The organism is Microbacterium sp. LTA6 (genome assembly GCF_045690355.1).
Lineage (GTDB): Bacteria > Actinomycetota > Actinomycetes > Actinomycetales > Microbacteriaceae > Microbacterium.
Genome location: NZ_CP147855.1, coordinates 2,898,496 through 2,923,774 on the forward strand (window position 1 = coordinate 2,898,496; position 25,279 = coordinate 2,923,774).

General features: G+C 67.6%; 27 protein-coding genes. 21 read left to right on the forward strand and 6 right to left on the reverse strand.

The features are described 5' to 3' along the window. The first annotated feature begins 25 nt into the window (after window positions 1–25). The 7 genes from LTA6_RS13705 (at window position 26) to LTA6_RS13735 (ending at window position 7,959) form a co-directional block, all read left to right on the forward strand. Window positions 26–1,051 carry a LacI family DNA-binding transcriptional regulator gene (locus LTA6_RS13705; protein ID WP_407358085.1) on the forward strand — a complete coding sequence of 342 codons (1,026 nt, stop codon included), beginning with the start codon at window positions 26–28 and terminating at the stop codon, window positions 1,049–1,051. Window positions 1,052–1,376: 325 nt separating this feature from the next. Further along, window positions 1,377–2,726 carry an ABC transporter substrate-binding protein gene (locus LTA6_RS13710; RefSeq protein ID WP_407358086.1) on the forward strand — a complete coding sequence of 450 codons (1,350 nt, stop codon included), beginning with the start codon at window positions 1,377–1,379 and terminating at the stop codon, window positions 2,724–2,726. 64 nt (window positions 2,727–2,790) lie between these two features. Beyond that, complete coding sequence (locus LTA6_RS13715; protein WP_407358087.1) at window positions 2,791–3,753, forward strand: carbohydrate ABC transporter permease; 963 nt, start codon at window positions 2,791–2,793, stop codon at window positions 3,751–3,753. Then, window positions 3,750–4,604: a carbohydrate ABC transporter permease gene (locus LTA6_RS13720; RefSeq protein ID WP_341974301.1), complete on the forward strand. Its 855-nt coding sequence runs from the start codon at window positions 3,750–3,752 to the stop codon at window positions 4,602–4,604. Before LTA6_RS13715 ends, LTA6_RS13720 begins: the two co-directional genes overlap by 4 nt. Window positions 4,605–4,612: 8 nt before the next feature. Further along, entirely contained in the window at window positions 4,613–5,779 is a 1,167-nt protein-coding gene (locus tag LTA6_RS13725; RefSeq protein WP_407358088.1) for a serine hydrolase domain-containing protein, read from the forward strand. A 63-nt stretch (window positions 5,780–5,842) separates the two neighbouring features. Continuing rightward, on the forward strand, window positions 5,843–6,811 hold the full coding sequence (locus tag LTA6_RS13730; RefSeq protein ID WP_407358089.1) for a glycosyl hydrolase family 32: 969 nt from the start codon (window positions 5,843–5,845) through the stop codon (window positions 6,809–6,811). A gap of 2 nt (window positions 6,812–6,813) precedes the next feature. Further along, window positions 6,814–7,959 carry a serine hydrolase domain-containing protein gene (locus LTA6_RS13735; RefSeq protein WP_407359285.1) on the forward strand — a complete coding sequence of 382 codons (1,146 nt, stop codon included), beginning with the start codon at window positions 6,814–6,816 and terminating at the stop codon, window positions 7,957–7,959. 77 nt (window positions 7,960–8,036) lie between these two features. On the opposite strand, the gene LTA6_RS13740 is transcribed toward LTA6_RS13735, so the two are convergent. Continuing rightward, entirely contained in the window at window positions 8,037–9,086 is a 1,050-nt protein-coding gene (locus tag LTA6_RS13740) for an AsnC family transcriptional regulator (RefSeq protein ID WP_407358090.1), read from the reverse strand. A gap of 111 nt (window positions 9,087–9,197) precedes the next feature. Here LTA6_RS13740 and LTA6_RS13745 point away from each other — a divergent pair, with 111 nt between their 5' ends. The 4 genes from LTA6_RS13745 to LTA6_RS13760 all read left to right on the forward strand — a co-directional run bounded on the left by LTA6_RS13745 (window position 9,198) and on the right by LTA6_RS13760 (window position 14,111). Beyond that, a complete protein-coding gene (locus tag LTA6_RS13745) occupies window positions 9,198–10,496 on the forward strand; it encodes an MFS transporter (RefSeq protein ID WP_407358091.1) in 1,299 nt (432 codons plus the stop codon). After that, window positions 10,486–11,772, forward strand: coding sequence for an amidohydrolase (locus LTA6_RS13750; RefSeq protein WP_407358092.1), 1,287 nt, complete (start codon window positions 10,486–10,488; stop codon window positions 11,770–11,772). Before LTA6_RS13745 ends, LTA6_RS13750 begins: the two co-directional genes overlap by 11 nt. 5 nt (window positions 11,773–11,777) lie before the next feature. Next, window positions 11,778–13,193 carry an amidase gene (locus tag LTA6_RS13755; protein WP_407358093.1) on the forward strand — a complete coding sequence of 472 codons (1,416 nt, stop codon included), beginning with the start codon at window positions 11,778–11,780 and terminating at the stop codon, window positions 13,191–13,193. 174 nt (window positions 13,194–13,367) lie between these two features. Then, window positions 13,368–14,111 carry an alpha/beta hydrolase fold domain-containing protein gene (locus LTA6_RS13760; RefSeq protein ID WP_407358094.1) on the forward strand — a complete coding sequence of 248 codons (744 nt, stop codon included), beginning with the start codon at window positions 13,368–13,370 and terminating at the stop codon, window positions 14,109–14,111. Between the two features lie 6 nt (window positions 14,112–14,117). Here LTA6_RS13760 and LTA6_RS13765 read toward each other — a convergent pair whose 3' ends face one another. Then, window positions 14,118–14,687 carry a TetR/AcrR family transcriptional regulator gene (locus LTA6_RS13765; RefSeq protein ID WP_407358095.1) on the reverse strand — a complete coding sequence of 190 codons (570 nt, stop codon included), beginning with the start codon at window positions 14,685–14,687 and terminating at the stop codon, window positions 14,118–14,120. 88 nt (window positions 14,688–14,775) lie between these two features. Between LTA6_RS13765 and LTA6_RS13770 the strand changes: the two genes are divergently transcribed. The 3 genes from LTA6_RS13770 to LTA6_RS13780 all read left to right on the forward strand — a co-directional run bounded on the left by LTA6_RS13770 (window position 14,776) and on the right by LTA6_RS13780 (window position 16,648). Next, on the forward strand, window positions 14,776–15,060 hold the full coding sequence (locus LTA6_RS13770; protein ID WP_407358096.1) for a hypothetical protein: 285 nt from the start codon (window positions 14,776–14,778) through the stop codon (window positions 15,058–15,060). Beyond that, window positions 15,057–16,007: a hypothetical protein gene (locus LTA6_RS13775; RefSeq protein ID WP_407358097.1), complete on the forward strand. Its 951-nt coding sequence runs from the start codon at window positions 15,057–15,059 to the stop codon at window positions 16,005–16,007. Before LTA6_RS13770 ends, LTA6_RS13775 begins: the two co-directional genes overlap by 4 nt. A gap of 149 nt (window positions 16,008–16,156) precedes the next feature. After that, window positions 16,157–16,648: a hypothetical protein gene (locus LTA6_RS13780; protein ID WP_407358098.1), complete on the forward strand. Its 492-nt coding sequence runs from the start codon at window positions 16,157–16,159 to the stop codon at window positions 16,646–16,648. A gap of 22 nt (window positions 16,649–16,670) precedes the next feature. On the opposite strand, the gene LTA6_RS13785 is transcribed toward LTA6_RS13780, so the two are convergent. After that, window positions 16,671–17,453, reverse strand: a complete 783-nt coding sequence (locus LTA6_RS13785) for an alpha/beta fold hydrolase (RefSeq protein ID WP_407358099.1) — start codon at window positions 17,451–17,453, stop codon at window positions 16,671–16,673. Further along, window positions 17,450–17,725 (reverse strand): DUF1905 domain-containing protein, encoded by a 276-nt coding sequence (locus tag LTA6_RS13790; protein ID WP_341974314.1) that lies wholly within the window; start codon window positions 17,723–17,725, stop codon window positions 17,450–17,452. The genes LTA6_RS13785 and LTA6_RS13790 overlap by 4 nt, the downstream gene beginning before the upstream one ends. 58 nt (window positions 17,726–17,783) lie before the next feature. Here LTA6_RS13790 and LTA6_RS13795 point away from each other — a divergent pair, with 58 nt between their 5' ends. Next, on the forward strand, window positions 17,784–18,440 hold the full coding sequence (locus tag LTA6_RS13795) for a TetR/AcrR family transcriptional regulator (RefSeq protein ID WP_341974315.1): 657 nt from the start codon (window positions 17,784–17,786) through the stop codon (window positions 18,438–18,440). Between the two features lie 91 nt (window positions 18,441–18,531). Then, window positions 18,532–19,263 carry a DUF2306 domain-containing protein gene (locus LTA6_RS13800; protein WP_407358100.1) on the forward strand — a complete coding sequence of 244 codons (732 nt, stop codon included), beginning with the start codon at window positions 18,532–18,534 and terminating at the stop codon, window positions 19,261–19,263. A 9-nt stretch (window positions 19,264–19,272) separates the two neighbouring features. On the opposite strand, the gene LTA6_RS13805 is transcribed toward LTA6_RS13800, so the two are convergent. Beyond that, window positions 19,273–20,697, reverse strand: coding sequence for an MFS transporter (locus tag LTA6_RS13805; protein ID WP_407358101.1), 1,425 nt, complete (start codon window positions 20,695–20,697; stop codon window positions 19,273–19,275). Window positions 20,698–20,813: 116 nt separating this feature from the next. Here LTA6_RS13805 and LTA6_RS13810 point away from each other — a divergent pair, with 116 nt between their 5' ends. The 4 genes from LTA6_RS13810 (at window position 20,814) to LTA6_RS13825 (ending at window position 23,522) form a co-directional block, all read left to right on the forward strand. Continuing rightward, window positions 20,814–21,677: a helix-turn-helix transcriptional regulator gene (locus LTA6_RS13810; RefSeq protein ID WP_407358102.1), complete on the forward strand. Its 864-nt coding sequence runs from the start codon at window positions 20,814–20,816 to the stop codon at window positions 21,675–21,677. Between the two features lie 147 nt (window positions 21,678–21,824). Next, complete coding sequence (locus LTA6_RS13815; RefSeq protein WP_407358103.1) at window positions 21,825–22,685, forward strand: Rieske 2Fe-2S domain-containing protein; 861 nt, start codon at window positions 21,825–21,827, stop codon at window positions 22,683–22,685. 109 nt (window positions 22,686–22,794) lie between these two features. Beyond that, the gene (locus tag LTA6_RS13820; RefSeq protein WP_363547538.1) at window positions 22,795–23,286 is read left to right on the forward strand and encodes a DUF2975 domain-containing protein; all 492 of its coding nucleotides are present in this window, start codon (window positions 22,795–22,797) and stop codon (window positions 23,284–23,286) included. After that, window positions 23,286–23,522 carry a helix-turn-helix transcriptional regulator gene (locus LTA6_RS13825; RefSeq protein WP_341974321.1) on the forward strand — a complete coding sequence of 79 codons (237 nt, stop codon included), beginning with the start codon at window positions 23,286–23,288 and terminating at the stop codon, window positions 23,520–23,522. The genes LTA6_RS13820 and LTA6_RS13825 overlap by 1 nt, the downstream gene beginning before the upstream one ends. A gap of 15 nt (window positions 23,523–23,537) precedes the next feature. On the opposite strand, the gene LTA6_RS13830 is transcribed toward LTA6_RS13825, so the two are convergent. Continuing rightward, window positions 23,538–24,344, reverse strand: coding sequence for an SDR family oxidoreductase (locus tag LTA6_RS13830; RefSeq protein WP_407358104.1), 807 nt, complete (start codon window positions 24,342–24,344; stop codon window positions 23,538–23,540). Window positions 24,345–24,875: 531 nt separating this feature from the next. On the opposite strand from LTA6_RS13830, the gene LTA6_RS13835 reads away from it, so the two are divergent. Next, window positions 24,876–25,259, forward strand: coding sequence for a hypothetical protein (locus tag LTA6_RS13835; RefSeq protein ID WP_407358105.1), 384 nt, complete (start codon window positions 24,876–24,878; stop codon window positions 25,257–25,259). The last annotated feature ends 20 nt before the right edge of the window (window positions 25,260–25,279 follow it).

Genomic DNA, 25,279 nt, shown 5'->3' on the forward strand with positions numbered 1-25,279 from the left:
CGCCCGGCGACAAGGAAGGAACAGCGTGGGGGAGAAACGGCCGACTCTTGCCGATGTCGCGCAGCTTGCGGGACTCTCGCAGACCGCCGTTTCGTTGATCCTCAACGGGAGGCCGAACACCCGGCTTTCGCAGGATGCACGGGATCGAGCCTTCAGCGCCGCTCAAGCGCTGGGTTACCGACCGAACCTGTCCGCTCGCGCGCTTCGTGGCGACAAGACGCACACCATCGGGTTCATCTCCGACATGGTGACGACGACGCGATTCGCGTCAGGGCTCATCGAGGGTGCGATCACCGCCGCGGAGGAAGCAGGCCATGTGGTGCTGGTGATGGAGACGAACGGCGACCCCCGACGTCAGTCCGTCGCCGTCGAGGCGGTGCTCGACCGGCAGGCGGACGGCATCCTCTTCGCATCGATGCGAGCCCGGGAAGTGACCCTTCCCCCTGTTCCTGACGGCACCGAGGTCGTGATGCTGAACGCGATCAGCTCGGAGCACCGTCGTTCCGTCCTGCCCGACGAGGAGGCAGGCGGTCGGGCGGCAGTGGAGGTGCTGGTCAAGGCGGGGCATCGCGAGGGCATCGCGCTCATCGGACAGCGGGACGAAGCCGGCTCCGAGCTGCTGCGATCCATCGCCGTGTCGCGAAGGATGGCGGGGATCATCCAGGCGATGCACGAGCACGGTCTCGAATTCATCGACGAGGAGCCGATCTCGATGTGGGTCCCGGATCGCGGTTATGCCGCGACGCAAGCGGTACTCGAACGAGGGCGACCGGTGACGGCGCTGCTCTGCCTGAACGACCGGATCGCATTCGGCGCCTACCAGGCTCTCGCGGACGCGGGGCTGTCGGTTCCGGATGACATCTCCGTGATCTCGTTCGACAACGACGAACTCGCATCGTATCTCCGCCCCGGGCTGACGACCATCGGCCTGCCGCACGAGACGATGGGCGCGAAGGCGGTCGACATCCTGCTGAACCATTCGGACGCTGTCGACACGCTCGTGCCCATGCCGGTGATCACCCGCGCCTCTGTCGCGCCCCTGCCGCGCTGAGCTCCCGTACCGGCGGGTGCCGCGCTGAGCTCCCGTACCGGCGGGTGCCGCGCTGAGCGCCCGTACCCGCCAGTCCCTCTCTGATCGCCGGTCCTTCGGGCTGATGCCCGCGTCGCGCTGAGAGGGCGGTCATCGCCCCAGCGCAGGCGCGACCCGCTGACATCTGAGAGGCGCGCGCTTGACGCCGATCGCCGGATCGTGCAAGATGCTAAATGGTTGTAGCACCTGAAAACACGCGGGTTCTGCTTCGAGCCCGACGGGACTGCGAGAAAGCCGTTTCGGGCATCCGTTCCATGCACACAACAAGACGAGGGAGTCATTTCGCATGCCATCACAGCACGCTATCGCCGGTGTTCCGAGCCGATGGCTGAGTGCTTCTGCACTCGGTCTCGCGACCACGCTTCTGCTTGCCGGCTGCGCCGGTGCCGCCGATCCGTCCGCGCGAGTCGAACAGGGTTCCGGCACCGGCACGATCACGGTGTGGGCGCTCGACGGGCAGTCGGCGGAGAACGAGGCGATACAGAAGATCATCGACGGGTTCGAGAAATCGAACGGCGACATCGAGGTCGATATGCAGTTCATTCCTGCCGATCAGTTCACGACCGCCCTGCAGACCGCGACCGACGAAGAGCTCCCGGACGTCGTGGAGGTCGACGGCCCGCTGATCGCGAACTTCGCATACCTCGGACGGATCGCGCCCCTGGATGACTGGGTCTCGAAGGAGACCGTCGCGAACCAGACCGAGGCGATCAAGGGGCAGAACACCGTCGACGGCGACCTGTATGCCGTCGGCATGATGAACTCGGGTCTGGCGATGTGGGGCAACAAGAAGCTCCTCGACGCTGCCGGAGTCGAGATGCCGTCGAGTGCGGCCGAGGCATGGACCGCCGATGAGTTCAGCGAGGTTCTCGACAAGCTCGCGGCACTGGACCCGGACGGCAAGCCGTTCGGGCTCGCCGAGAACAACGGGTTCTCGACGGAGTACGGGATCTACGCATTCGCTCCAGTGCTCTGGTCGGCGGGGACTCCGCTCATCAAGGACGGCAGGGCAGCCGGGGCTCTCGACTCCGAGACGGCGATCGAAGCGGTCGAGACCTTCACCTCCTGGCGGGACTACACGGATCCCGACACCGACGGCGCGGCATTCCAGTCGGGGCGGGTGGCGCTGAACTGGATGGGCAACTGGCTGTACCCGGCCTACAAGGAAGCGCTGGGAGACGACTTGGTGGTGGGCCCGCTTCCCGATTTCGGCGAAGGTGCCAAAACGGGATCCGGGACCATCGCCTGGGGCATGGGCGGCGCCACCAAGAACGCGGCCGCAGCCGGAGCGCTACTCGACTACCTGATGAGCGACGAGGTTGTGCAGGAGTACACCGCGGCGAACGGTGCGCCGCCGGCGACGCACTCGGCACTGAGCGGGTCCGAACTGTACGGAGAAGGCAAGCCCCTGGCATACCTCTCCGCGCAGCTGGAGTCCGCGTGCCCGACGGAAGACGTCCTCGCCGCTGACTGCGTCGCGGTCTCGCGGCCCATCACCGCGGGCTACCCCGTCGTCACGGCCGAGTTCGGCAAGGCCCTTGCAGCCATCTGGGGCGGCGCGGATGCTTCCGAGGCCCTGGCTGCGGCGGCCCGCGCGATCGATCGCGACTTCGAAGACAACGACGACTACAAGTAGGCCGCTCGGATTGCGCGCCGGCCTCGATCCGAGCCCGGCGCGCAATCCCTCCCAAGGACGTGACATGACCCTTTCCTCGATACGCACAGGCAGCTCCCGGCAGAGCCGGGCGAAGCGCCGCAACCGGCCGCCGGGCAGCGGAGCTGGTCCGCTGATGGCCGCACCGGGCATGATCCTTCTCACCGCCTTCCTCGCGATCCCCTTCATCGGCGCCGTCGTGATGTCGTTCTTCCGGATCCAGCTCGGCAACCCCCGTCCACCTCGGTTCGTCGGGCTGGAGCAGTATGCGCGGCTCCTCTTCGATCCGGATATCAGCTCGACCTTCCTCCGATCGCTTGCGAACAACTTCGCCTTCGCCGTCGTCGTCGTTCCGCTGCAGACCGCGTTGGCTCTCGGACTCGCGATCCTCATCAACCGGAAGCTGCGCGGAATGACGGTATTCCGCACGCTGTTCTTCATGCCCCTCGTCTTTCCTCTCGCGCTGGTGGCGGTGATCTGGAGGCTCATCTTCGCCCGCGACGAGAACGGTCTCCTCAACGGCTTCCTGGATGCGATCAGCGGCGGCGCCATCGGCCCGCACGACTGGCTGGGTGATCCGGCGACGGCTCTCGGCGCGATCATCGTCATGTCCATCTGGCAGAGCGTGAGCTTCCAGATGATCATCCTGCTCGGCGCGCTGCAGAGCGTGCCTCCCGAGCTCTACGAGGCGGCATCCATCGATCGCGCAGGTCGATGGAGCCAGTTCATCCACGTCACGGTGCCCGGGGTGAGGAACACCTTGATCTTCGTCACGCTGCTCACAACCATCTTCGCGTTCCGGTTGTTCGATCAGGTCTACCTGCTCGACAAGAGCGCGTCCATCAACATCGAGGCGACCCAGACAGTGATGTTCCAGGTGATCACCACCGGCTACGACCAGAACAACATCGGTCAGGGATCGGCCATGGCCGTGGTCTTCCTGGTCATCGTCGCGCTCATCGCGCTGATCCAGCGGCGGCTGATCCGCCAGGAAGGAGGGGTCGAATGAGCATCGTCCGCAGCCGATCGGGAGGTATCGCGACCCGTGTGGTCGAGTACGCGCTGCTCGTCCTGTTCGCCGTGATCTTCTTCGCGCCGATCTACTATCTCGTGGTCGGCAGCTTCCGCCCCGGAGATCAGGTTCTCTCCGGGATCCAGGGCTTCTTCCCGAGCGAGCTCACCTGGGACAACTATCTCGACGTCATCCGCCGGTTCTCGAACTCGACGACGGGGTACCTGTGGCAGTTCATCATGGTGTCCGTCGTGGTCACCGCGATCGTCGTCATCGGCGGGCTCCTGGTCAACTCGCTCGCGGGCTACGCGCTGGCGCGCATGCGATGGCGGGGACGCTCCTTCGTGCTGGTCGCCGTCACCGTCCTGACGATCATCCCGTTCGAGGCCGTCGCCCTGCCTCTCTATTTCATGCTCAACGGAAGCCGGAACACGGTTTTCGTCCAGGCTCTGCCGTTCATCGCAAGCGCGTTCTCGATCTTCCTCTTCTACACGTTCTTCCTCGGGATTCCGAACGAGATCGAAGAAGCCGCTCGACTCGACGGCGCCGGTCCTTTCCGCACGTTCTTCAGCATCGTGGTTCCGATGAGCAGGCCGGCGTTCGCAACCGTCGCCATCCTCACCTTCCTGGCGCAGTGGGGCTCCTACCTCTGGCCCGTGCTGATGGTCACCGACACCTCGGTTCGCCCGCTACCCCTCGAACTCAGCGTCTTCCAGGCCGCTCAACCTCCCGAATGGGGGAGCGTTCTCGCGTTCGGAGTGATCTTCATCACCCCGGTGGTGGTCGTCTTCCTGATCTTCCAGCGCTGGTTCGTCGCCAGCATCGCCAGTTCTGCAATCAAGGGTTGAAGGGTCTCATGAACAACATCGAAGGCATTGCCGAGCCAGAGTTCGAGCCGGTCGTGAGAGCGTTCGCCGCGACCGCGAACGAGAGGGGCGGAGCCGCATTGAGCATCCGCGTCGACGGACGGACCGTCGTCGACGTCTGGCACGGCAACGCCGCAGAAGATCCGGCTCTGGCCTGGACCGAGGCGACCCCCGCCGTGATCTTCAGCGGGACCAAGGGCCTGGTCGCCGTCCTCGTCGCCCGCCTCGTGGAGGCCGGAGCGCTGGAACTCGATGCGCCCGTGATGCGGTACTGGCCCGAGTTCGCAGCAGCGGGCAAGGGCAGGATCACGGTGCGCGAGCTCATGTCGCATCGCGCGGGGCTTGCGGCACTGCGTGAGGACGTCGACCTCGACACCGCCCTGGACTGGTCCTCGATGGTCGAGCGACTCGCCGCCGAGGAGCCGCTGTGGGAACCGGGCAGCGCGTACGGATATCACGCCCTCACCTACGGCTGGCTCGTCGGCGAGCTCGTCCGTCGTGTCACGGGCGTCGGCGTCGGGCAGTTCTTCCAGGAGGAGGTCGCGACGCCGCTCGCGGCGGATGCCTGGATCGGCATCCCCGCAGCCCGGCAGCCTCAGGTCGCCCGTCTCGTGCGCGGCCGCAGCATGGAGGTGCCCCCGCCGGGAGGCATGCCCGCTCTCGATGAGGAGGAGGCGCGGTGGATGGGGCGCACGATGACCCTCGGCGCCGCCTTCCCGGCGGACCTCGTGGTTCCGGGGGCCGGCTTCGATGACCCCCGCGTCCATATGGCCGAAGTGCCGGGCGCCGGCGGCATCGGGACAGCCAGGGCCCTGGCGACCATCTGGTCGTCGACGGTTCGTCCGACCGACGGCGTACGACTCCTCGGCGACGAGATCGTGACCGACATGGTGCGGGTGCAGAGTGAGGGTGAGCCGGTGTGGTGGCTGCCCGGCCCCTACCCCCGATGGGGTGCGGGGTTCATGATCCCGTCCGAGCGGCGGCCGTTCCTGAGCGCGAGTTCGTTCGGGCACGACGGCGCCGGCGGGCAGGTGACGTTCGCCGATCAGAGGCACGGCGTCGGATTCGCCTACGTGACAAACCTCATCGAGCTCCATTCCGACGACCGCGGAGATTCGATCGTGCGTGCACTGGGCGACGTGCTGAAGGGCACCTGACGCGCCGAGCGCCACCGGCGCCGAGGTGCCGACCACGACAGACCATGAGATGAAAGGGCAGCGATGCCGTTCGAACTACCTGACCGATGGGTCTGGGACTGCTGGATCGCCGATGACGGCGATCGGTTCCACCTCTTCTACCTGAACGCGCCCCGCGCGCTCGGTGACCCGTATCTGCGTCATCGGAACGCCGTCGTCGGCCACGCGATCTCGCAGGATCTGCGCGACTGGGAGGACCAAGGGGTCGTGCTGGAGCCCGGAACCGCCGGAGAGTTCGACGGGACGGCGACCTGGACGGGGTGCGTCGTGCGCACTGTCACCGGGTGGCGGATGTTCTATACCGGCTCGCTCTTCCTCGATCCGAGTGAGCACACCAACATCGAGAGCATCGGCACCGCCGACTCGCGGGATCTGCAGAGCTGGTCCAAGACGGAGCGCCCGCCGTTGCGGGCGGACCCGCGCTGGTACGAGACGCTGCCCGACCGGACGTGGCCCGAAGAGGCATGGCGAGACCCGTGGGTCTTCTTCGAGGGCGGCGTCTGGCACATGCTCATCACCGCGCGGGCGCGGCGCGTCGCCGGCACCCCGGACGATCGGGACCTCGGCGTCGTCGGGCACGCCACATCGGACGATCTCGTCTCCTGGACCATTAATGATCCGCTCAGCGCGCCCGGTGCAGGGTTCGCTCATCTGGAGGTCCTGCAGGCCGTCGAGTTCGACGGCCGGCATTTCGTCCTCTTCTCCTGCGACCGCGCACACCTCGCGGGTGCTCGGCGGGAACTCCAACAGGGCGGTGTCTGGGTGGCTCCGCGCGATCCGGCGACGGGGTGGTGCGACATCGAGGAAGCGCGCCAGATCCACGACGAGTCGCTGTACGCGGCGCGCGTCGTGCGCGAGCGTGACGGACGGCAGGCGCTCATCGGCTTCGTGAACACCGGAGCGGACGGATCATTCGGCGGCCGGATCTCGGATCCGATCCCGTTGACAATCGACGATGAAGGGTGGCCTTCGGTGCGGAGCATGGAGACGTGAGTATGCGGATCAGCGGAGTCGCGGACACCGGGTACGGTGCGGTGGTCGATGCCTTCACTCGAGCATTCGACGGGCGCGACGGCATGGGCGCCGCGCTTTCGATCCATGTGAACGGGCGGAACGTCGTCGACCTCTGGGGCGGGCAGGCGACGCCGGTCGCGCCCTGGGAGGAGAACACAGCATCGGTGATCTTCTCCTGCACGAAGGGGCTCCTGGCGATCCTCGTCGCCCAGTGCGTCGAGCAGGGAAGAATCGACTTCGACGATCTCGTGGCCGACCACTGGCCGGAGTATGCGCGCCGTGGCAAGGAGGGCGCCAGGGTCCGGCACCTCCTGGCCCACCGCGGAGGGCTGCCGGCGCTCCGCGGCGTGCTGGCGCCGACGGATCTGCTCGACTTCGACCGCGTCGTCGCGGCCATCGAGGACGAAGAGCCGTTCTGGCGGCCGGGCACGGCGTACTCCTACCATCCGATCACGTACGGATGGCTCGTGGGCGAGGTGCTCCGGCGCGCCACCGGGCTCCCGATCGACCAGCTCTTCCAGCAGGCGATCGCCGGGCCGCTGGGCGTGGACGCCTGGATCGGGATACCGGACGAGGTGACCGGCAGGGTGGCGGACATGTCCGTAGGGCAGACGCTGGCGGAGCTGACCCGGCGCATCGTCGACGATCAGGAGAACCCCTGGCCCGCCCGGGCGATGACGTTGGGAGGGGCGTTGCCTCCCGCGCTCGTGGGCGCGGGCACCGGCTTCAACGACCCCGCCATCCGCCGTGCGATCGTGCCAGGAGCCGGAGGCATCGCGACCGCTCGCGCTCTCTCCGCGATCTGGTCCGCGACAGTGACCGAGACTGCGGGCCATCGCCTGATCGGGGACGCGGTGCGCGATTCCGCCACGCAGGTCCAGAGCGCGGGAGAACCGTTCTTCGAGGCGCCTGCTCCGTGGCCCGCCTGGGGGATGGGATTCCAACTCGACTCCGACGCGCGTCGATACCTCACGCCACAGGGCTTCGGCCATGACGGCGCCGGCGGCCAGGTCGCGTTCGCGGACCCCGAGGCGAAGGTCGGATTCGCGTTCCTCACGAATCTCATGGAGGCCGGCGACGATCGAGCGACCGTCATCGTGGACGTGCTGCGCGAGACTCTCACGTAGCGGAGGGAGGATGCTCCTCGTCGAGCGTGTGGGCGCGTCGTCGATGATCGACGCATCGCCCTCGGCGACCCGAAGCGCTAGCGAGTACGGGTCTGCGCGCCGACGGGAGCGAGAGCGTGCGAGGTCGAGATCTGGTGCGAGAACCGCCCGTCCTCGGTGAGGACGGCTCCGGAACGTTTCGCGACCGACGGGATGAGCCACGTCTCGCACAGTTCGATTCGCGGGTGGGCGTGCTCGATGCGCATGAGCAACGATTCCAGGTCCTGGGTGTGGCGCAGCCAGACGGTGATCGCGAGATTCATCCTGTCGAGGATCGCCGCGGACATCCGCACTCCTGGCGCCGCGGCCACGCCGGCACCGACGGCGTTGAGCTCGGAGGACGGTACGCGGTACCAGAGCGAGGCTGCGGTGGTGTAGCCGAGAGCGTGGTGCGCGAAGTCGGTCTTCGCTGTGAACCATGCAGATCCGAACAGGCGGTGGATTGCGCGGGTGATGCTCGTGACGGAGTGTCCGAGTTCGGCTGCGATCTCCGACGCGGGTCGGCGTGCGTCGGCGAGCAGGCACCGCATGACGCTCACAAGCAGTGGCGTAGGGGCGGATGGCTCGCCGGCGAACCCCTCGGCCGCACGGCGAAGGGCGTGCAGCATCTCCGGCGGAAGGACGTCGAGATGCGAGCGGGCTCCATCCTTATAGAGAGTGCGGGCAAATCGGGTGCGCGTCGCGCGGATGCCGGGAACACCGGCGATGCTCGCTGCGACGAAGGCATCGGCCGTCGCGATGCTCGAGTGCACGACGGTGAGCAGCAGATCTCGGGCGCCCGAGGTCCGATCGATCTCGATGATCTCCTCGAGCGGCGTGAGGGCGGCGACGACCTGTTCGCGCTGCCCGGCGCGGACGTCGACTTCGATGAGCGCCATCGCCGGAAGGTCGACGGCCAGATGCTCGGGCTGCTGGTAGCAGACCGTCCATGCCAGCCCGGCATCACGCAATCTGCTCCACCGCCGAGCGAGGGTCGTGGCGTCATAGCCGAGGATCTTGCCCAGCTGCATCCAACTGATCCGCGGGAAGATCTGCAGCGCGTTCACCAGCTGGCGGTCGACCTCATCGATGACTGTTTCCTGCAGCATAGGTGGCAATCTAGCTCATATCCGGATCAGTTGTGCTCTTCAGTGAACCGAAGTTCAACCCCATGCATACGATTTGGGAATTCTTCGGATTTAGGACGACAGGGAGCATCCATGAGCAACACCTCGTCACACCCCGCGCTCAGCCAGGCGCAGACGAAGAAGCCGCGAACCCGGCTGAGCCGAGATGCGAAACTCGCGGTCCTCCTCTTCTTCCTCGGCTGGGTGATGAGCTACGCGGACAGGCAGCTCATCACGCTCGCGCTGCCCTACATCGGCGAGGATCTCTCGCTCAGTCCGACTCAGCAGGGCATGCTCATCTCGGCATTCTTCGTCACCTACGCGATCGTCCAGATTCCCGGCGGCATGCTCGTCGACAGGCTGGGGGCGAAGCGCACCGCCGTCGCGGGTGTGCTCGCATGGTCCGTGTTCACCGTCGCGACCGGTACCGCCGGATCGTTCGCCGTGATGCTCGCGGTGCGAGCCCTCTTCGGCATCGGCGAGGGCGTCTACCCTGCAGCGTCGGTGAAGGCCGTCGCAGAGAGGACGACATCCGAACAGCGCATGACCGCCACGGGCTGGATGTACAGCTCGAACGCCGTCGGCACGATCGTCGCGGCGGTGGCCGGAGCGGCCCTCATCGGCTTCATCGGCTGGCAGGGAGCCTTCTTCGTCCTCGGGGCCGTCGGAGTGCTCGTCGCGGTGGCGATCGGCGTTTTCCTCCCCAAGGTGCGCGCCGACTCGGCCGCCGCAATCGCGGTGGAGGAAGAAGCGGCGTCGACGATCGCCACCAAGGATCTTTTCCGGTCCGCGGCTCTCTGGGGGCACGTGGCGATGTTCTTCGGTTACGGGGTCGTCGCATGGGGGATGAGCGCATGGGTGCCGAGCTACCTGGTCTCGGCGCGCGGCATCCCCCTGGGCGTGGTCGCGGCGGCCGCCGTAATCCCGGTGCTCGCCGGTGGCGTCGCCTCGATCCTGGGAGGTCGTCTCGTGGATCGGCTGGGCGGCCGGCATCGACTGATCGTCGTCCCTGGCATGCTCGCCTGCATTCTCGTCCTGGCGATGATGACGCAGGAGCTGCCCGTCCCGGTCTTCATCACGCTCATCGGGCTGCTGTCGTTCTTCAGCGGGATGTGTTACATGCCCGTCTTCTCGAGCCCCGTGCGTGGCCTGCCCACCGGAGTGGTCGGGACCGCATATGCGACGATCAGCACCGGGAGCCAGGTCGCCGGCATCCTCACTCCGACGATCATGGGCGTCGTCGTCGAGAACGTGAGCTGGGAGGCCGCCTTCGGCGTCCTCATCGCCGGCTGCGTGATCTGCCTCGTCGCCGCACTGCTGGTGCCGCGGGGGCCGGAGGAGTTCCTCGCCTCGTTCGCCCGACGCCGGAAGGCGACGGCCGATGCCGTCTGACCGCCTGCTCCGGTCGGGACCGTCGGATCCGGTGTCGGACCTTTATCGTGACCTCCACCGCCACCCCGAGCTCAGCGGTCAGGAATCCCGCACCGCGGCGCGGCTGGCTGCGGAGCTGGCTCGGCGCCGGATCGACGTCAGGGAGGGCATCGGCGGTACCGGCGTCGTCGGGATGCTGAGGAACGGCGAAGGCCCCACCGTGCTCCTGCGCGCCGACATCGACGGTCTCCCGATCCGCGAGCTGACAGGCGTGCCGCACGCCTCGACAGCCAGCGCCGTCGACAGGACTGGGGCGACCGTGCCCGTCATGCACGCCTGCGGCCACGATCTGCACGCGGCCGCGCTCATCGGCGCCGTCGACGTTCTCCAGGCCCGCTCGGCGGAATGGGCGGGCACCGTCGCCATCGTCTTCCAGCCGGCTGAGGAGACGGGGGAGGGCGCGCTGTCCATGATCGCCGACGGGCTCTCCGATATCGTCGGCATGCCCGCCGTCTGTCTGGGGCAGCATGTGTCGCCGATTCCGGCGGGGGTCGTCGTGACCGCCGCGGGCACGTACGGTGCCGCCTCGGACAACTTCCGCATCCGCTTCCACGGCGTGGGCGGACACGCCTCGACGCCCGAAGCCACGGTGGACCCGATCGTCGCGACGGCCGCCACGGTGATGCGACTGCAGACGGTGATATCGCTGGAGACCGGGGCGCACGAGCCGGCGGTCCTCACCGTATCCTCGGTCCACGCGGGGCAGGCCGAGAACGCCATTCCGGACGAGGCCGTCCTCACGGTCAACCTCCGCAGCTTCAACGCGTCGACGCGTCAGCGCCTCATCGCCTCTCTGCACCGGGTGGTCGACGCGGAGGCCGCCGCAGCGGGCATGACGAAGCGACCCGACGTCGAACGGATCAGCGGTGCGCCGCTGCTGGTGAACGACCCCGAGGCCACGCGGAGCACTCTCGGCGCGATCGGAGAGGCCGGACTCGATGCCCACATCGTCGCGCAGCCGATGACCGGCAGCGAGGACTTCGGCGTCCTCGGCGAAGCCCTCGGCTGTCCGAGTGTGTTCTGGCACTGGGGCGGAACGGATCCCGGCAGGTACAGCTCGAACGACCTCGTCACCCTCATGACCGAGGCACGTTTCCCTGCCCATATCCCCATGAACCATTCGCCGGAGTATCTGCCAGACCTGGAGTGGGCACTTCCCGCCGGCATCCGATCCATGACGGCGGCGGCCCTGCACTGGCTGAGCACAGACCACGCCCTCCCTACAGAAGGACCTTGACGACGATGAACGACCTCACCTACCTCTCCGCCACCGAGTGCATGGCGCGATATCGTGCGGGCGATCTGTCGCCCGTCGACGTGCTCGAAGCGCAGCTCGCGCAGACGGCGCGCGTCGACAGTTCGCTGAACGCCTTCACCGAGACCATGGCCGACTCAGCGCGTGCGCAGGCGGAGGAATCGGAGCGTCGTTACCGCGACGGGACCGCTCGCGCACTCGAAGGGGTCACCGTCGCTGCCAAGGAGAAGCATCAGATCGCAGGCATGGACGTCGTCGAGGGGTCGAATGCCTGGGACGGCTACACGGCGGCGGAGAACGCGCCCATCATCGACAGGCTCCTGGATGCCGGGGCGATCATCCATGCAAGAACGGCCACGCCCGAGTTCTCCATCGCCGCCTTCACGCACTCGGACCGGTGGGGCGTGACCAGGAACCCGTGGAACCCCGAGTTCTCGCCCGGAGGTTCATCCGGCGGATCCGGAGCGGCGCTCGCGGCCGGAATGACGACTCTTGCCACAGCATCCGACATCGGTGGATCCACCCGTGGGCCTGCGGCGTTCACGGGGAACGTCGGCTACAAGGCGCCGTACGGTCGTATTCCCGGAGTCGGGCCGATGAGTGTCGACTACTACCGAGGCGATGGGCCGATGGGGCGCACTGTCGACGACGTCGTGCTCTTCACGAATATCATCAGCGGGCCGGATCCGCGTGACCACGTCGCTCTGCGCCCGAAGGTCACCCTTCCCGCCAGTTTTCCGGGCGTCGAGGGCCTTCGCATCGCCCTCAGCGTCGACCTCGGCGGATTCAGCGTCGCGAAGGAGATCGGGGAGAACACGCGTCGGGTTGCGGCGGCGCTCGCCGAAGCCGGCGCAGAGATCGTCGAGGTCGATTTCGCCTGGACTCGAGAACTCATCATCGGTGCCGCGATGCCGCATTTCGGTCACATGATGGGGTCCATGGTCCAGGGCCTCGTGGGAGGCAGAGTCTCGGAACTGAGCGATTACGCCCGCGACTTCGTGGAGCAGACCCGTGCGGTCCGTGCCTCCACCGCGATGTTCGATGCGGCGAAGGCTGAGTATGCGGTCCAGCGAGAGCTCGCGCGTGTGATGAGCGGCTACGACGCGCTGCTCTGCCCGACCACCGCGGCTGTCGGACTTCCGGCCGGCGACACGCTCGTCAACGGCATCGACATCGACGGCCGGATCGTCTCCGGCCTCGAGGGCACCCTCACGCTCCCGTTCAACATCAGCAATCGATGCCCGGTCCTGGCCGTGCCCAGCGGTCACGCGGAGAACGGGATGCCGACCGGCGTCCAGATCGTCGGGCACACGTATGACGACGCCACGGTGTTCCGCATCGGAAAGGCCGTGGAGAGCCTGCTTCCGTGGACCTACACTGGAACGCACCGCCCGGCGCTCTGATCGCGCAAGTTTCTTTGTGAGGAGGAGCGAGTGAGCGTGTCGATGCGCCTCGTGGGACTGTATTTGCGAGCACGGAGCAAGAGACATTTCGCCACTGTCGATGGTGCGCGCAGGATGCTGGCGAGGGAGAAGGTGGCGTCAGAGCCGCCGGAGAAACTCCGTGCTCGTCTCTCGATGAGCTCGACGGAGTATGACGGGTTCCGGTGCTGGAGCGTCGAACCGCATCATTCGAAGCCCAGCAGCACGGTGATGTACCTGCACGGCGGAGCGTACGTCAACGAGATCTCCCCGCAGCATTGGGACCTGATCGGACGGATCGCCGAGAAGGGTGTCCGTGTCGTCGTACCCGTGTACGGCCTCGCTCCGCAGCACGGCTACACGGCCGCGTACCGGATGCTCGCCGACGTCTACCGTGACATCCTGTCGACGACTCTCCCCTCCGCCGTTCACTTCGCCGGCGACTCCGCCGGAGGAGGGCTCGCGTTGGGCTTCGCCCAGACGCTCCTCGGCACGGGAATTCCTCAACCTGCGGGGCTGGTGCTCCTGTCGCCCTGGCTTGACCTCGCGCTCCAGAACCCGGACATCGAGCGACTCGCCCGCACGGACCCGTGGCTCGCGGTGCCTGGCGTACGGGAGTGCGGCCGATCCTGGGCGGAGGGTGCCGATCCGCGGATTCCGCAGCTGAGCCCGCTCAGTGGAACTCTCGCAGGACTCGCGCCGGTGGAGATCTACATCGGTACTCGCGACATCCTGTTGCCCGACGTCTTGCTCCTGCGCGACCGCGCGGCAACCGAGGGTGCTGTTCTCACCCTCACCGTCTGCTCGGGGGCAGTGCACGTCTACCCGCTCACGCCGACGAGGGAAGGCCGCGAGGCATCCGCTCGAATCGTGGGGCGCCTGGCCGTCGGCGCTCGGTAGCGCGGCTCAGCCTCTGATCGCCGACAAGGCCCTGGCCTGCGCGACGACCGCCGCGCGCCGCGACGACGCGGTGCTGCCCGGAGCGACGAGTGCGGCGACGTGCGGCAGGCATCGATCGGCGAGAGCGAGCGAGATCAGGCTCAGTAGCAGTTCTGCGGCATGCGCGCGATCCTGCTGCGGAAGCGCTTCGGCGAGCGCGGTGACCATCGCGGCGCAGCCGGCAGCACGGCGCTCGGCGGAAACCGGTTCGGCGAGCTCGAGGCTCTCCCACGCCAGGAGGCGGGCGAGCTGCGGATGCGCGGCGGCGCTGTCGTACAGGGCGCCGGCGACATTGCCGAGCGCGTCCGCGCCGCTTCCCGTCACGGTGATGCCCTCGAGAAGGTGCTCGACCTCGGTGGCCAGCACGGCGGCGAAGAGCCCGGCCTTGTCGCCGAAGTACTGGTAGATGCGTTCCTTGTTGACGGCGGCCTCACGGGAGATCGCGTCGACGCGTGCGCCGGCCAGGCCGACGCACGCGAACTGCAGGGTCGCGGCCTCCAGCAGCTTTCGGCGGGTGGCCTCGGTATCCCATGACATGCATCCAGCCTAGCGAATCCAACCGTTTAGTTGCAATTGACGACGATGGTTCGTATGGTTGAACTCCAACCGAACGTTTGGAGTTTTTGTGCGTCCCCTTCCTCGCCCCTTGCAAGCCCTGATCACCTGGACGGCGATCCTCCCGCTGGTGCTCCTCGCCTCGGCGATCGCCGCGCCGGTCACCGTGGGGTGGCCCGATCCGCTTCGCACGGCTCTCGTCATCACCGTCGTCGTTCCCGTCGCCGTGTTCTGGGCCGTTCCGACACTGGCGAAGGCGACGCAGCGCATGCGCGGCGTCCCAGCCGAAGTGGTCGACGCTGCATGCTCGGTGCGCCCGATGCAGGCATCCCTCTCTTCGGAGCAGGGGAGATGAGGGCGCTCGTCCTCGGTGCTCGCGGAGCCGTCGGTTCCGCCGCATCGGTCGCGCTGCGACGAAACGGGCATGTGGTCGTCGGCGCCGGCCGGCGTGCGCCGGAGGGCGGCGTCGCGATCGACGCGTCGACATCAGCAGGACTTGCGCGGCTGAGAGGAGAGGCCGCTCGCGCCGATGTGGTCCTCGACGCGAGTGGCCTCGAATCCCCGGCCGTGCAGGCGGCCGTGGGCGCGACGCCGCTCGTGGACGTCTCGGCCACTGCTCTGCACCTCGAGCGGCTCGCCGCCGGTGTGCCGGAAGGGGGCGCGGTCCTGCTGGGCGCAGGCATCGCGCCGGGGCTCAGTACCGTCCTCGTCCGATCCCTCGATCCGCAGCCCGGGGACGAGATCGATGTCGCGATCATGCTCGGCGCAGGCGAAGCCCACGGTCCCGCGGCCGTGGAGTGGACCATGCGCCTTGCCGGTGACGACGTGTACGCAGCGCCCGAGGCGCATCCGATCGCGAACCTGCGCTCGCACCGGAGCTTCCCGCTTCTCGACGGCACGCCGCGAGCGCACCTCCGGGCGGATTTCCCGGACGATCTGCTCATCGGGCGCCCGCTCGGAATCGAGGTCCGCAGTTGGCTGGCCCTCGACAGCCGGCTCGCGACGGCAGCACTGCGTCTCGTCGGTGCGGTTCCAGCGCTGGCACCGCTGCTGCGCCATGCGCCGCATCTCGGCGGCGAGGCCTGGAGCGTCACCGCGGTGCGGCGAGGGTCGACAAGAACTCTCACAGCCACGGGGGACCGTCAATCCGGTGCCACCGGCCGACTCGCGGCCATCGCCGCCGAGCGGATCGTGGAGCTGCAACTGCGCGGTGCCGTGACGATGGCGGATGCCGTGGGCTTCGATGAACTCGAGCGCGCCGGCGGTATCAGGGTCGCGGGGAGGCCGGTGGTGCGCGGCTGAGATTCCGGGCCTACGTCCTGTCTGCATCCGCTATCCCGGCACCCCGGCCAGTCTCGCAAGGCGTGCGAGCCGCTCTGCCATCGACTCCGGCTCCCATGACGACGCCGCGACCTCGCGGCGTCGTCCGAGTCGGGCTTTAGAGTGTTGCCATGCCAGACGCGCAGGACGTACGTCCCGAATGGACCCAGGTCGACCCGATCGGTCATCGTGCCGCGGTGGGAATGCGCGTCGCGGCCGTGCCCCTCACCCTCCTCGGCATCATCGGCGGAGTACTGAGCCTGCGCCTGGCGCCGGAATGGTGGATGGTCGCGCTGGCACTTCTGGGGTGCGCGTTCGTCGCCCTCGTCGGCGTCAGCCTGTGGGTCAATGCCGTCGCGCGCGAGAAAGCGACTGTCGCGCTGAGGCCGACCGGTCGTCGTGTCTCCCTTCCCGTGGTCCTCGCGGAAGACATCACGGACGAGATGGAGACGTTCCGCCTGCATCTGAAGCTGCCGATCGAGGGCGGACCAATGGTGCAGCACGCCTGCAGCGACAACCGCTGCGTCGAGGCGGCGCACGCGTTACCCGGTTCTGAGGTGCCCGCCATGATCGACGAAGCGCGAAGAATCTGGGGCGTGATCCACGGGCCCATCGACCGCTGAGCCGCTCAAGGGCGGTCGCCCGCTACTTCGTGACTCCTGCAAGACGAGCCAGCCGCTCGGCCATCGCATCCGGCTCCCACGAGTGCCAGGCCCCGGCCAACTGCTCAGAGACGCCGTCGGGAGCGGCGGCAGCGAGTTCGTCGGCGGTCGCGATCATGCCGGGGAAGGTCTCGGTGCCGACGATCGCGATCAGAGGGGCACGGACGGCGGACAGCACGTCGCGATAGCCACGTTCCTCGACCTCCATCAACGCCTCGCCATCCGGTACCCACCCGAGCACGACCTGCGGGTACGCGGGCGACTTCTTGAGTTCCTCGAGCCACTCCGGCGGCATCCCGACCATGTAGTGGGCGACCGCCTCCTCGAGATCGTCGGCCTCGATCGCACGGCGGACGTTCGTCCACCAGGATGCTGCGCCGCCCTCGAACAGGCCGAGCGGGGCCTCCCAAAGAACTAGTCCGGCGAGATTCGGCGTGCGGGCGGCGGCGAGCAGCGCGATCGCGCAGCCGGAGGAGTGGCCGATCAGAATGACGGGGGCGTCGGCTTCCGCGGCGAGCGCACCGATCGCATCCAGCTGCGCCGGAAGGTCGATCGGACCCTCCGACGTCGATTCGCCCCGTCCGATGCGATCGGGGATGAATGCCCGGCCGCCGCGCACCGCGAATGCCTCTCCGGTCGCGAGGGTGACGGGATCCTCAGCACGAGTGGGGCCGGCACCCGCGATGAAGACCGCCGTGACCGCGCCGGGAGCGCCGAGGTCGTCGTAGACGATGCGATCGCCACGTGACGTCGTGATCGCGCTCATGCCACGGCCTCGATCCGCACGCGCACGCGGTCGCCGACCGCCTTGCCGAGGAGCTTTCTCGTCGCGGCCTTCACCGGTCCGAAATGGAGACCGCGCCCGGTCGGCATGAGTGTGATCTGCACCGGAGTGTCATCGATGAGTCCGGTCACGCGCACGGGATTGCCCGTACCGAAATGCGCGATCGAACCCGGCACGTCGAACACGGTCCACGATCCGGCTTCGTCGGGATGGATGAGTTCCGCTTCGAACTCAAGAGGGGCCTTACTGTTCATTATTTTCTCCCACTTTCAAGACTTGTCGGTCTGATTTCTCTAAACTAGACTCATCGGTATGAAGTCGTCAAGAGGTGCGGCAGAACTCCGTCCGAGCTCGGTGCGCAAGCGCGAATCCATGCTTGCCGCAGCGCAAGAGCAGTTCCTCGCCAACGGGTACGACGCGGTCACGATGGACTCGATCGCGCAGGCATCCGGCGTCGCCAAGCAGACGCTCTACAGCCACTTCGGTGGCAAGGAGGGGCTGTTTCTCGAGCTCGTCGGCTCACAGACCCGCGCGGCGAGCGAGCGTGTGCTCGGTGAACCTCCGCTCTTGGCGCCCGGCGTGGATGCCCGTTCCGTGCTCGCACCTATCCTCGAGCAGCAGCTTTCCATCGTGCTGACACCGGGGCTGCTCGCCCTGCGACGCCTGGTGATCGGGCTCCTGCCTCAGTTTCCGGATCTCGCGCGCTCTCTGCATCTGCACGGCCCGCAGCGCGCGATCGACTCGCTCGCCGAGGTCCTCGTGCGCCTGGATGCCGCGGGCTCGTTGCGGGTGCCCGAGCCGGTGCTCGCCGCCACCCAGCTCAACTGGCTGGTCATGGGAGAGCCCATCAACCGGGCGATGCTGCTCGGCGACGACGAGGCACTGCCCGACGTCGACGTCGCCACGCAGGTCGGATGCGGCCTCGACGTGTTCCTCGCTGCGTACAGCGTGGACGCAGCGCGCGCCTAGGGATTTCTCCCGAAGCGAAGGGGGATAACCCGATCGAAGCCGAAGGCCAGCCGGGTGTCCGCACCGCCACGCCGCTCCTTACACTCGCGGCATGACAACGAAAACGACTCAGGATGCCGCCGTGCAGCCAGGCCCCGTGTCTGCCCCCGGCGCCGCCAGACGCCGGATCAGCTGGGCGTTTGTCGCCCTCGCGTCGATCGCGGTTGCTGCCTTCCTCGTCAGTCAGTATGCGAGCGGAGATCTCACGTCGCAGGCGGAGGACGGAGTCGGCCTTGCCCCCCACTACCTCACGCTGCCCCCGGTGCTGCAGGCCGCGTTCTATCTCCACATCGGACTCGGCGGCGTCGCCTTGGCCCTCGGGCCGCTGCAGTTCTCCCAACGCTTTCGCAACCGGTTCCGTCGCGCCCACCGAATGATCGGACGCATCTACCTCGTCTCGGTCGCCCTGGGCGGCACGGCGGCTCTCGTCCTCTCGCCGACCAACCAGGCCGGGTTGGTCGGCTTCTTCGGGTTCGGTTCCCTGGCAGTCCTCTGGCTGTTCACCGCCTGGCGCGCCTATCGGGCGATTCGCACGGGTGATGTCCGCAGTCACCAGGCCTGGATGATCCGCAACTTCGCTCTCACTTTCGCCGCCGTCACACTCCGGCTCTGGATGGGTGTGTTCATCACCGGTCAGCTCTCCTTCGGAGATGACATCGACTTCGGCGTGGCTTTCGACAACGCATACGTCACGGTGCCGTTCCTGTGCTGGCTGCCCAACATCATCGTCGCGGAGTTGCTGGTGCGGCGCCGTGGGTTGCCTGCATTCCGGATCACCGGATAACGGGCCCTGCTAGATCGCATCCACAGATCGTCGCGGCGTCCGGAGGAATGCGGCAACCAGCAGTGCCGCGACAAGCGCGATCCCGGCATTGACTCCGATCGCCATCTGCAGGCCGGGAAGCAGAGTAGACGCGACGACACTCGTTGCGATCGCAGACATGACCGGAGTGCCCAGCGTGATCCCGACCTGCTGGCTCATCGTCACGAGTCCGGTCGCGAGTCCCTGCTGGTCAGACGGAATCTCCGATGTGGCGATGACGGTGTAGCCGACGATCGCGACGAGGTTCGCCACGCCCCCGATGAAGGTGACAATCAGGAGCGGGATCACCCAGGCATGGTCCTCGGAGAGGAAGGCCAGCGGCAGCGTCGCAGCCGCCTGCACGACGAATCCGATGACGATCGCAGCCTTGGCGCCGGTCTTTCCGATGACTTGCGGGGCGATGACGCCGCCGATGACCGTACCGACCCCGAGCACAGCAAGCATCAGACCGGCGACGACAGCGCTGAAACCCAGCGTCTCCTGAAGGTAGAGCGTGAGAAGGAAGACGAGAGAGGTCTCGGTCGCGAAGGCCAGCAGTCCGGCGATGTTGCCCCACGCGACGTTGGTGCGCCGGAGGAGAGCGGGAGTGACGAGGGGATCGGCGACGCGGGACTCGATGGTCAGGAACGCCGCGAACAGCACGACGGCCGCCGCGATCGGGCCCCACGCAGCAGGACTCTCCCAACCCGCATGACCGGCCATGTCGATGCCGAGCACCAGGGCGATGAGGGCGAGGGTGACGGTGATCGCACCTGGTACGTCGAGGCGCGGGCGGGGTCCTGCCGCGGGCTCGCGGAGCACGAATGGCGCGATGGCAACGACGATCACCGCGACGACCACGTTGATGAGAAATGCCCAGCGCCAGCTGACGGTCCCGGTCAGGATGCCGCCGAGCACTGCTCCGGCCGTGAAGCCGGCCGCCATGAGCGCGCCGTTGAGCCCCAGAATGCGGGCGCGGGCTGCTCCTTCGGGGAACATCGTGGTCAGCAGCGACAATGCGGCCGGAGTGACCATCGCGGTGGCGATGCCCTGACCGACGCGGGCGGAGAGCAGCAGCACTGGCTCCTGGGCGACTCCGCCGGCGAGCGAGGAGACGCCGAGCAGGACGATGCCGATCAGGAACAGGCGCCGACGCCCGAACAGGTCGGCGGCCCGGCCGAAGAACAGCGTGAAGCCGGCGGCGCACAGCGCGAATGCCGTCACGATCCACTGCAGTGCAGACGTCGCGAAGCCGAGCTCACGGCCGATGTGCGGCAATGCGACGTTGAGGATGGAGAAGTCGACGGCGAGGGTGAAGTTCGCCGTCAGCAGCACCATGACCGCGAGGCGATCACCGACGGTGAGCCGGGGGGACTTCGGGGGAGCAGGTCGGGTGAGCGAGAGTGCGTCGGTCATGCATCCAGCCTCCGCCGTTGCGCAGAGCCCAGCCAGAACCCTGGATTGACTGCCCTCCCGGTGCCTAGTACTGGCAGGGGCAGGCAACAGCAGGGAAAGCCCGAGAGAATGAGGGCATGGACGAACGAGCGCTGGAGGCTGACCGGCCCGTCACCGAGCTGGGGGAGTTCCTGCGCTCTCGCCGGGACCGCCTGACCCCCGAGGATGCCGGGGTCCGCTCGTATGGTCGGCGCCGGGTGCCGGGCCTGCGCCGCGAAGAGCTGGCGCAGCTGGCGGGAGTCTCGGCGACATACCTCACGCGGCTCGAGCAGGGGCAGTCGCAGAACGCCTCGGACGCGGTGATCGAGGCCCTTGCGCGCGCGTTGCAGCTGGATGCCGATGAGCGGGCGCATCTGTTCGTGCTGGCGCATCCGACCCCGCTCGAGCGGCCGCGGACCTCCGCGCCGGAGATCGCGAAACCGGGTGCGGAACAGCTCCTGCATGCGATGGGTGATGTGCCGGCTGTGCTGCTCGGACGCTTCAACGACATCCTCGCCTGGAACCGCGCCGGCCATCTGCTGTTGGCGGGTCATCTCGATGTGACAGCGCCATCCCGGCCCGCTGAGCGGCCCAATCACATCAGGATGCTGTTCTGCGATCCGCACACCCGTGACCTCTATGCGGATTGGGAGACGGAGGCCGAGGTGGCCGTCGCATCGATGCGGTACGCGGCGGCGACGTTCGCCGACGACCGGTACCTCGCCGAGCTCGTCGGCCAGCTCAGCATGAACAGTCCGGAATTCGCATCTCTGTGGGCAGGGCACTCGGTGCGGTTGTGCACGAGCGGCACCAAGCGCTTCCGGCACCCGGCCGTCGGTGATATCGAACTGGACTACGAGGTGCTGCACCTCCCCGAGGGAAACGGGCAGCGAATCCTCACGCACACCGCGCGCCCCGGCAGTGCTTCGCAGGCTGCGCTCCGCCTTCTCACCTGCGTGTAGGTGCTCGTCGGGCGCCTGGCTCGGCTCCTGCGCCGAGGGTGTCGCCGTACACCGAGCATCCGGAAGTGGCCGACGCCACCCGGTTGACGTCGTCGAACCTGCGGGGTAGAAGGGCATCTTGACGCCACCTGCGAAGGAGTGATCGAGATGTCGGAGAGAACAGGGATCAACGCGCTGATGCATAAGATCGGCGGGGACAAGAGGCTCGACCGTGTTGCGGCGACGGTCAGCGATGCGGTCGGCGCGGTCGCGAAACCCACAGTCGTCAAGAATGCGTTGTCCGGCTCGTGGCTCGGGCATCAGTTGCACCCGGTGCTGACCGATCTGCCTATCGGCGCCTGGGGTGCGGCGACCGTACTGGATCTCACCGCAGGGGAGGAAGGGGCCAAGGCGGCGCGCCGACTCGTCGGATTCGGCATCCTTTCGGCAGTGCCGACCGCGATGTCGGGCGCGTCCGACTGGGCGGACACCGTCGGACGGAACAAGCGCGTCGGTCTCGTGCACGGCCTCGCGAACGCCGCGGGAACCGGGCTGCAGGCGGCGTCCTGGTTCGCGCGACGGCGCGGGCATCGCGGCGTCGGTGTCGTGCTCAGCCTCCTCGCGCTCAGCACGACACTCGCCTCCGCGTATCTCGGTGGCCACCTGTCGTTCGTGCGCGGTGTCGGAGTGAACCGCACCGCGTTCCAGCACCCGACGCGAACGTGGACGGATGTCGCCGCCGATGCCGACATTACGGAAGGGGCGCTCGCGCGCGTCACGGCCGACGGCGTGCCCGTTCTGCTCGCTCGGCGCGGTGAAGAACTGCGGGCGATCTCGGCCGTGTGCTCGCATGCGGGTGGCCCGCTCGATGAGGGAACCCTTGACCAGGATGGCTGCGTCACCTGCCCATGGCACGGCAGCCGGTTCCGCACCCAGGATGGATCGGTCGTGCGTGGCCCAGCCAGCGTGCCTCAGCCGCAGTGGGAGGTCCGTGTGGACGGCGGACGCATCTTCGTCCGGTCAGCCTGAGTTCGGATCCCTTGCCGCGGGGCGATCACTGAGGACTCGATAGATCGATTATCGTGCGAAATCTATCGAAAGTCGATAGGATGGGTGTCTCGAACAAGGGGAGAACACCATGGGGAATCTGACGATCTACATCCTGCGGGCCGTCATCGCGATCTCGCTCATCGGTTCGCTCGTCGTGCAGACGGTCGTGCTGCCGCTGATCTGGGCGGACCTGGAGAGCGAGGGTGCGGCTATGACCGGGCGCGTCGCGTTCGTCGTGATCCTCGGGCTCGGGGTCCTCACGATGCAGATCTTCGCGGTCTGCGTCTGGCGTCTGCTGACGCTCGTTCGCAAGGACGCCGTATTCTCACGGCGCGCGTTCCGCTACGTGGATGTGATCATCGGCTCCATCGCGGCCGCGGCTGCGCTCACGTTCGCCTTGGCCGTCCTGCTCGCACCCGGTGGTGTCGCCCCGGGGATCGTCGGCCTGATCTGCGGGGCGTCGTGCGTGCTGATGGGGATGGCGCTGCTCGTCGTGGTGATGAGGCGCCTTCTGGTGCAGGCGATCGATCGTGACGCCGAGGCGCGTGCGCTGCGATCCGAACTCGATGAGGTGGTCTGATGCCGATCGTCGTCGACATCGACATCGTTCTGGCACAGCGGAAGTTGGCGGTCGGAGCCCTCGCTGAGCAGATCGGAATCAGTCCGGCGAATCTTGCCGTGCTCAAGAACGGTCGAGCGAAAGCTGTTCGCTTCACGACGCTCGATGCGCTGTGCGAAGCATTGGACTGCCAACCGGGCGACCTGCTGCGCTGGGTGCCAGCAGATGCGGCACGCCCGGTGGATGCCGCAGGCTGAGGCAGTACCGACGATTCAGCCCCGGCGCCACGCGTCGTCAGTGAGATGCGACCCGGCTTGCGGGCCCATCTGCAGCATCCCGCCGTCGACCGACCAGCTCGCGCCGGTGACGTAGCTGGCGGAGGGGGAGGCGAGGAAGGCGATCACCGCGGCGACCTCCTCTGGTTTCCCGGGCCGGCCCAGCGGCACGCCGGGGCGGTGCGTGGAATCGGCATCTGACGACTCCATGTGATTGATCGGCGTCGCGATCTCGCCGGGCGCGCCCGCGTTCGCAGTGATCCCATGCTGACCGAGCTCCTGCGACATGGTCTCGATGAGTCCGGCGAGGCCGTGCTTCGCGGCCACATACGCTGCCGCGCCGACTCGTGGCTGATGCGCGTGCACACTCGTCACCGCGATCAGCCGGCCACCCGTGCCTGCCGTGACCATCCGCCGCGCAGCCGCCTGGAGCCCGGCGAACGCACCGTCGAGGTTCAGCGCGATGACCTCACGCCACTGATCGGCTGACACCTCCAGGAACGGACCTCCGGTTCCGCCGCCGGCATTGTTGACGAAGACGTCGAGACCGCCGAGTTCGTCGGCAAGCTGGTCCACGACCTCGGCGACTTCGTCGATCGCTGTCGCATCGAACCTGGCGACGACGGCACGGCGGCCGCGTTCACGCACAGCAGCAGCTGTGCGTTCGGCGCCTTCCTGGTCTGAATGCCATGTGACGCCGACATCCATGCCGGCGTCGGCGAGTGCGAGGGCGGTGGCGGCACCGATCCCGGAGTCGGACGCGGTGACGATGGCGGTTGCAGGGGAGAAGCCTCTCTGTGACATGCGAGGCAAGGTAGCCGCGTTCGGCCATGGGCCGGGAGGGGGTTTACAGCCCGCGACGCGTGAGATACGCCCCGCAACCGTTCCGGCGGTGGCGGTGTCAATCTGTCTCCGATTCATAGCCGATCGAGGAGATCACCGATGATGCGACCTCGTGACGCTTCATCCGCTCGGTCGCGCCGACCATGCCGCAGGCGTCAACCCCCTTGCGGGCACTGGTGCCGGACCGCAGGCTGGAGCCATCCACCGCGAGGAGGGAGCATCTCATGCCTGACGGAATCGACCCCATCGAAGATCAGAAGCCGACAGCCGATCTCCAGGAGCAGGAGCGCCCGGAAATCGACGAGCCGAACGACCCCGAGGCGCCACCGTCGCAGCACCGGACTTCGGCGGGTCCGAGGCGAACCCGGCGGATGTCGTGGAGCAGCGCCAAGAGGTGCCGCTCGACGAGGAGAATCCGCGGGAGTAGACGCGACCGACGCATATCATCGATGACTTCTTCCCCTTCGGCCCGCGCCTTCGTAGGCTGAGGCCATGGACAGAACTCTCGTGCTGGCTGCTCAGGTCGCGATTCCGCAAGGGCATCGGCTCGAGGTGACCGAGCGTCACGACGATCTGACCGGAGAGCCGATCGTGCTCGCCCTCGTCGATCTCGACACCGGCATCCGCTTTCAGCGCGCAGAGGGGCATCACGGCGAGATCTCCCGCTGGCTGGGGCGGGTGCTCGATTGCACGGTCACCCTGCACGGAGCGGGCGCGGGGACGGTCCTCATCGTCGATCCGATCGGTCCGGGGCCGACCGGTGCGAAGGTGGCGCTGCGCGGTGCGGATGCGGCAGCGGACGCGGCGAAGGCAGAAGCCGATCGCTGGGGCGGCAGCGATCGCCCTCCCCAGCCAGAGGCCGAGCGCTTCTGGTGAAATGCCTGCTCAGCGGTGGG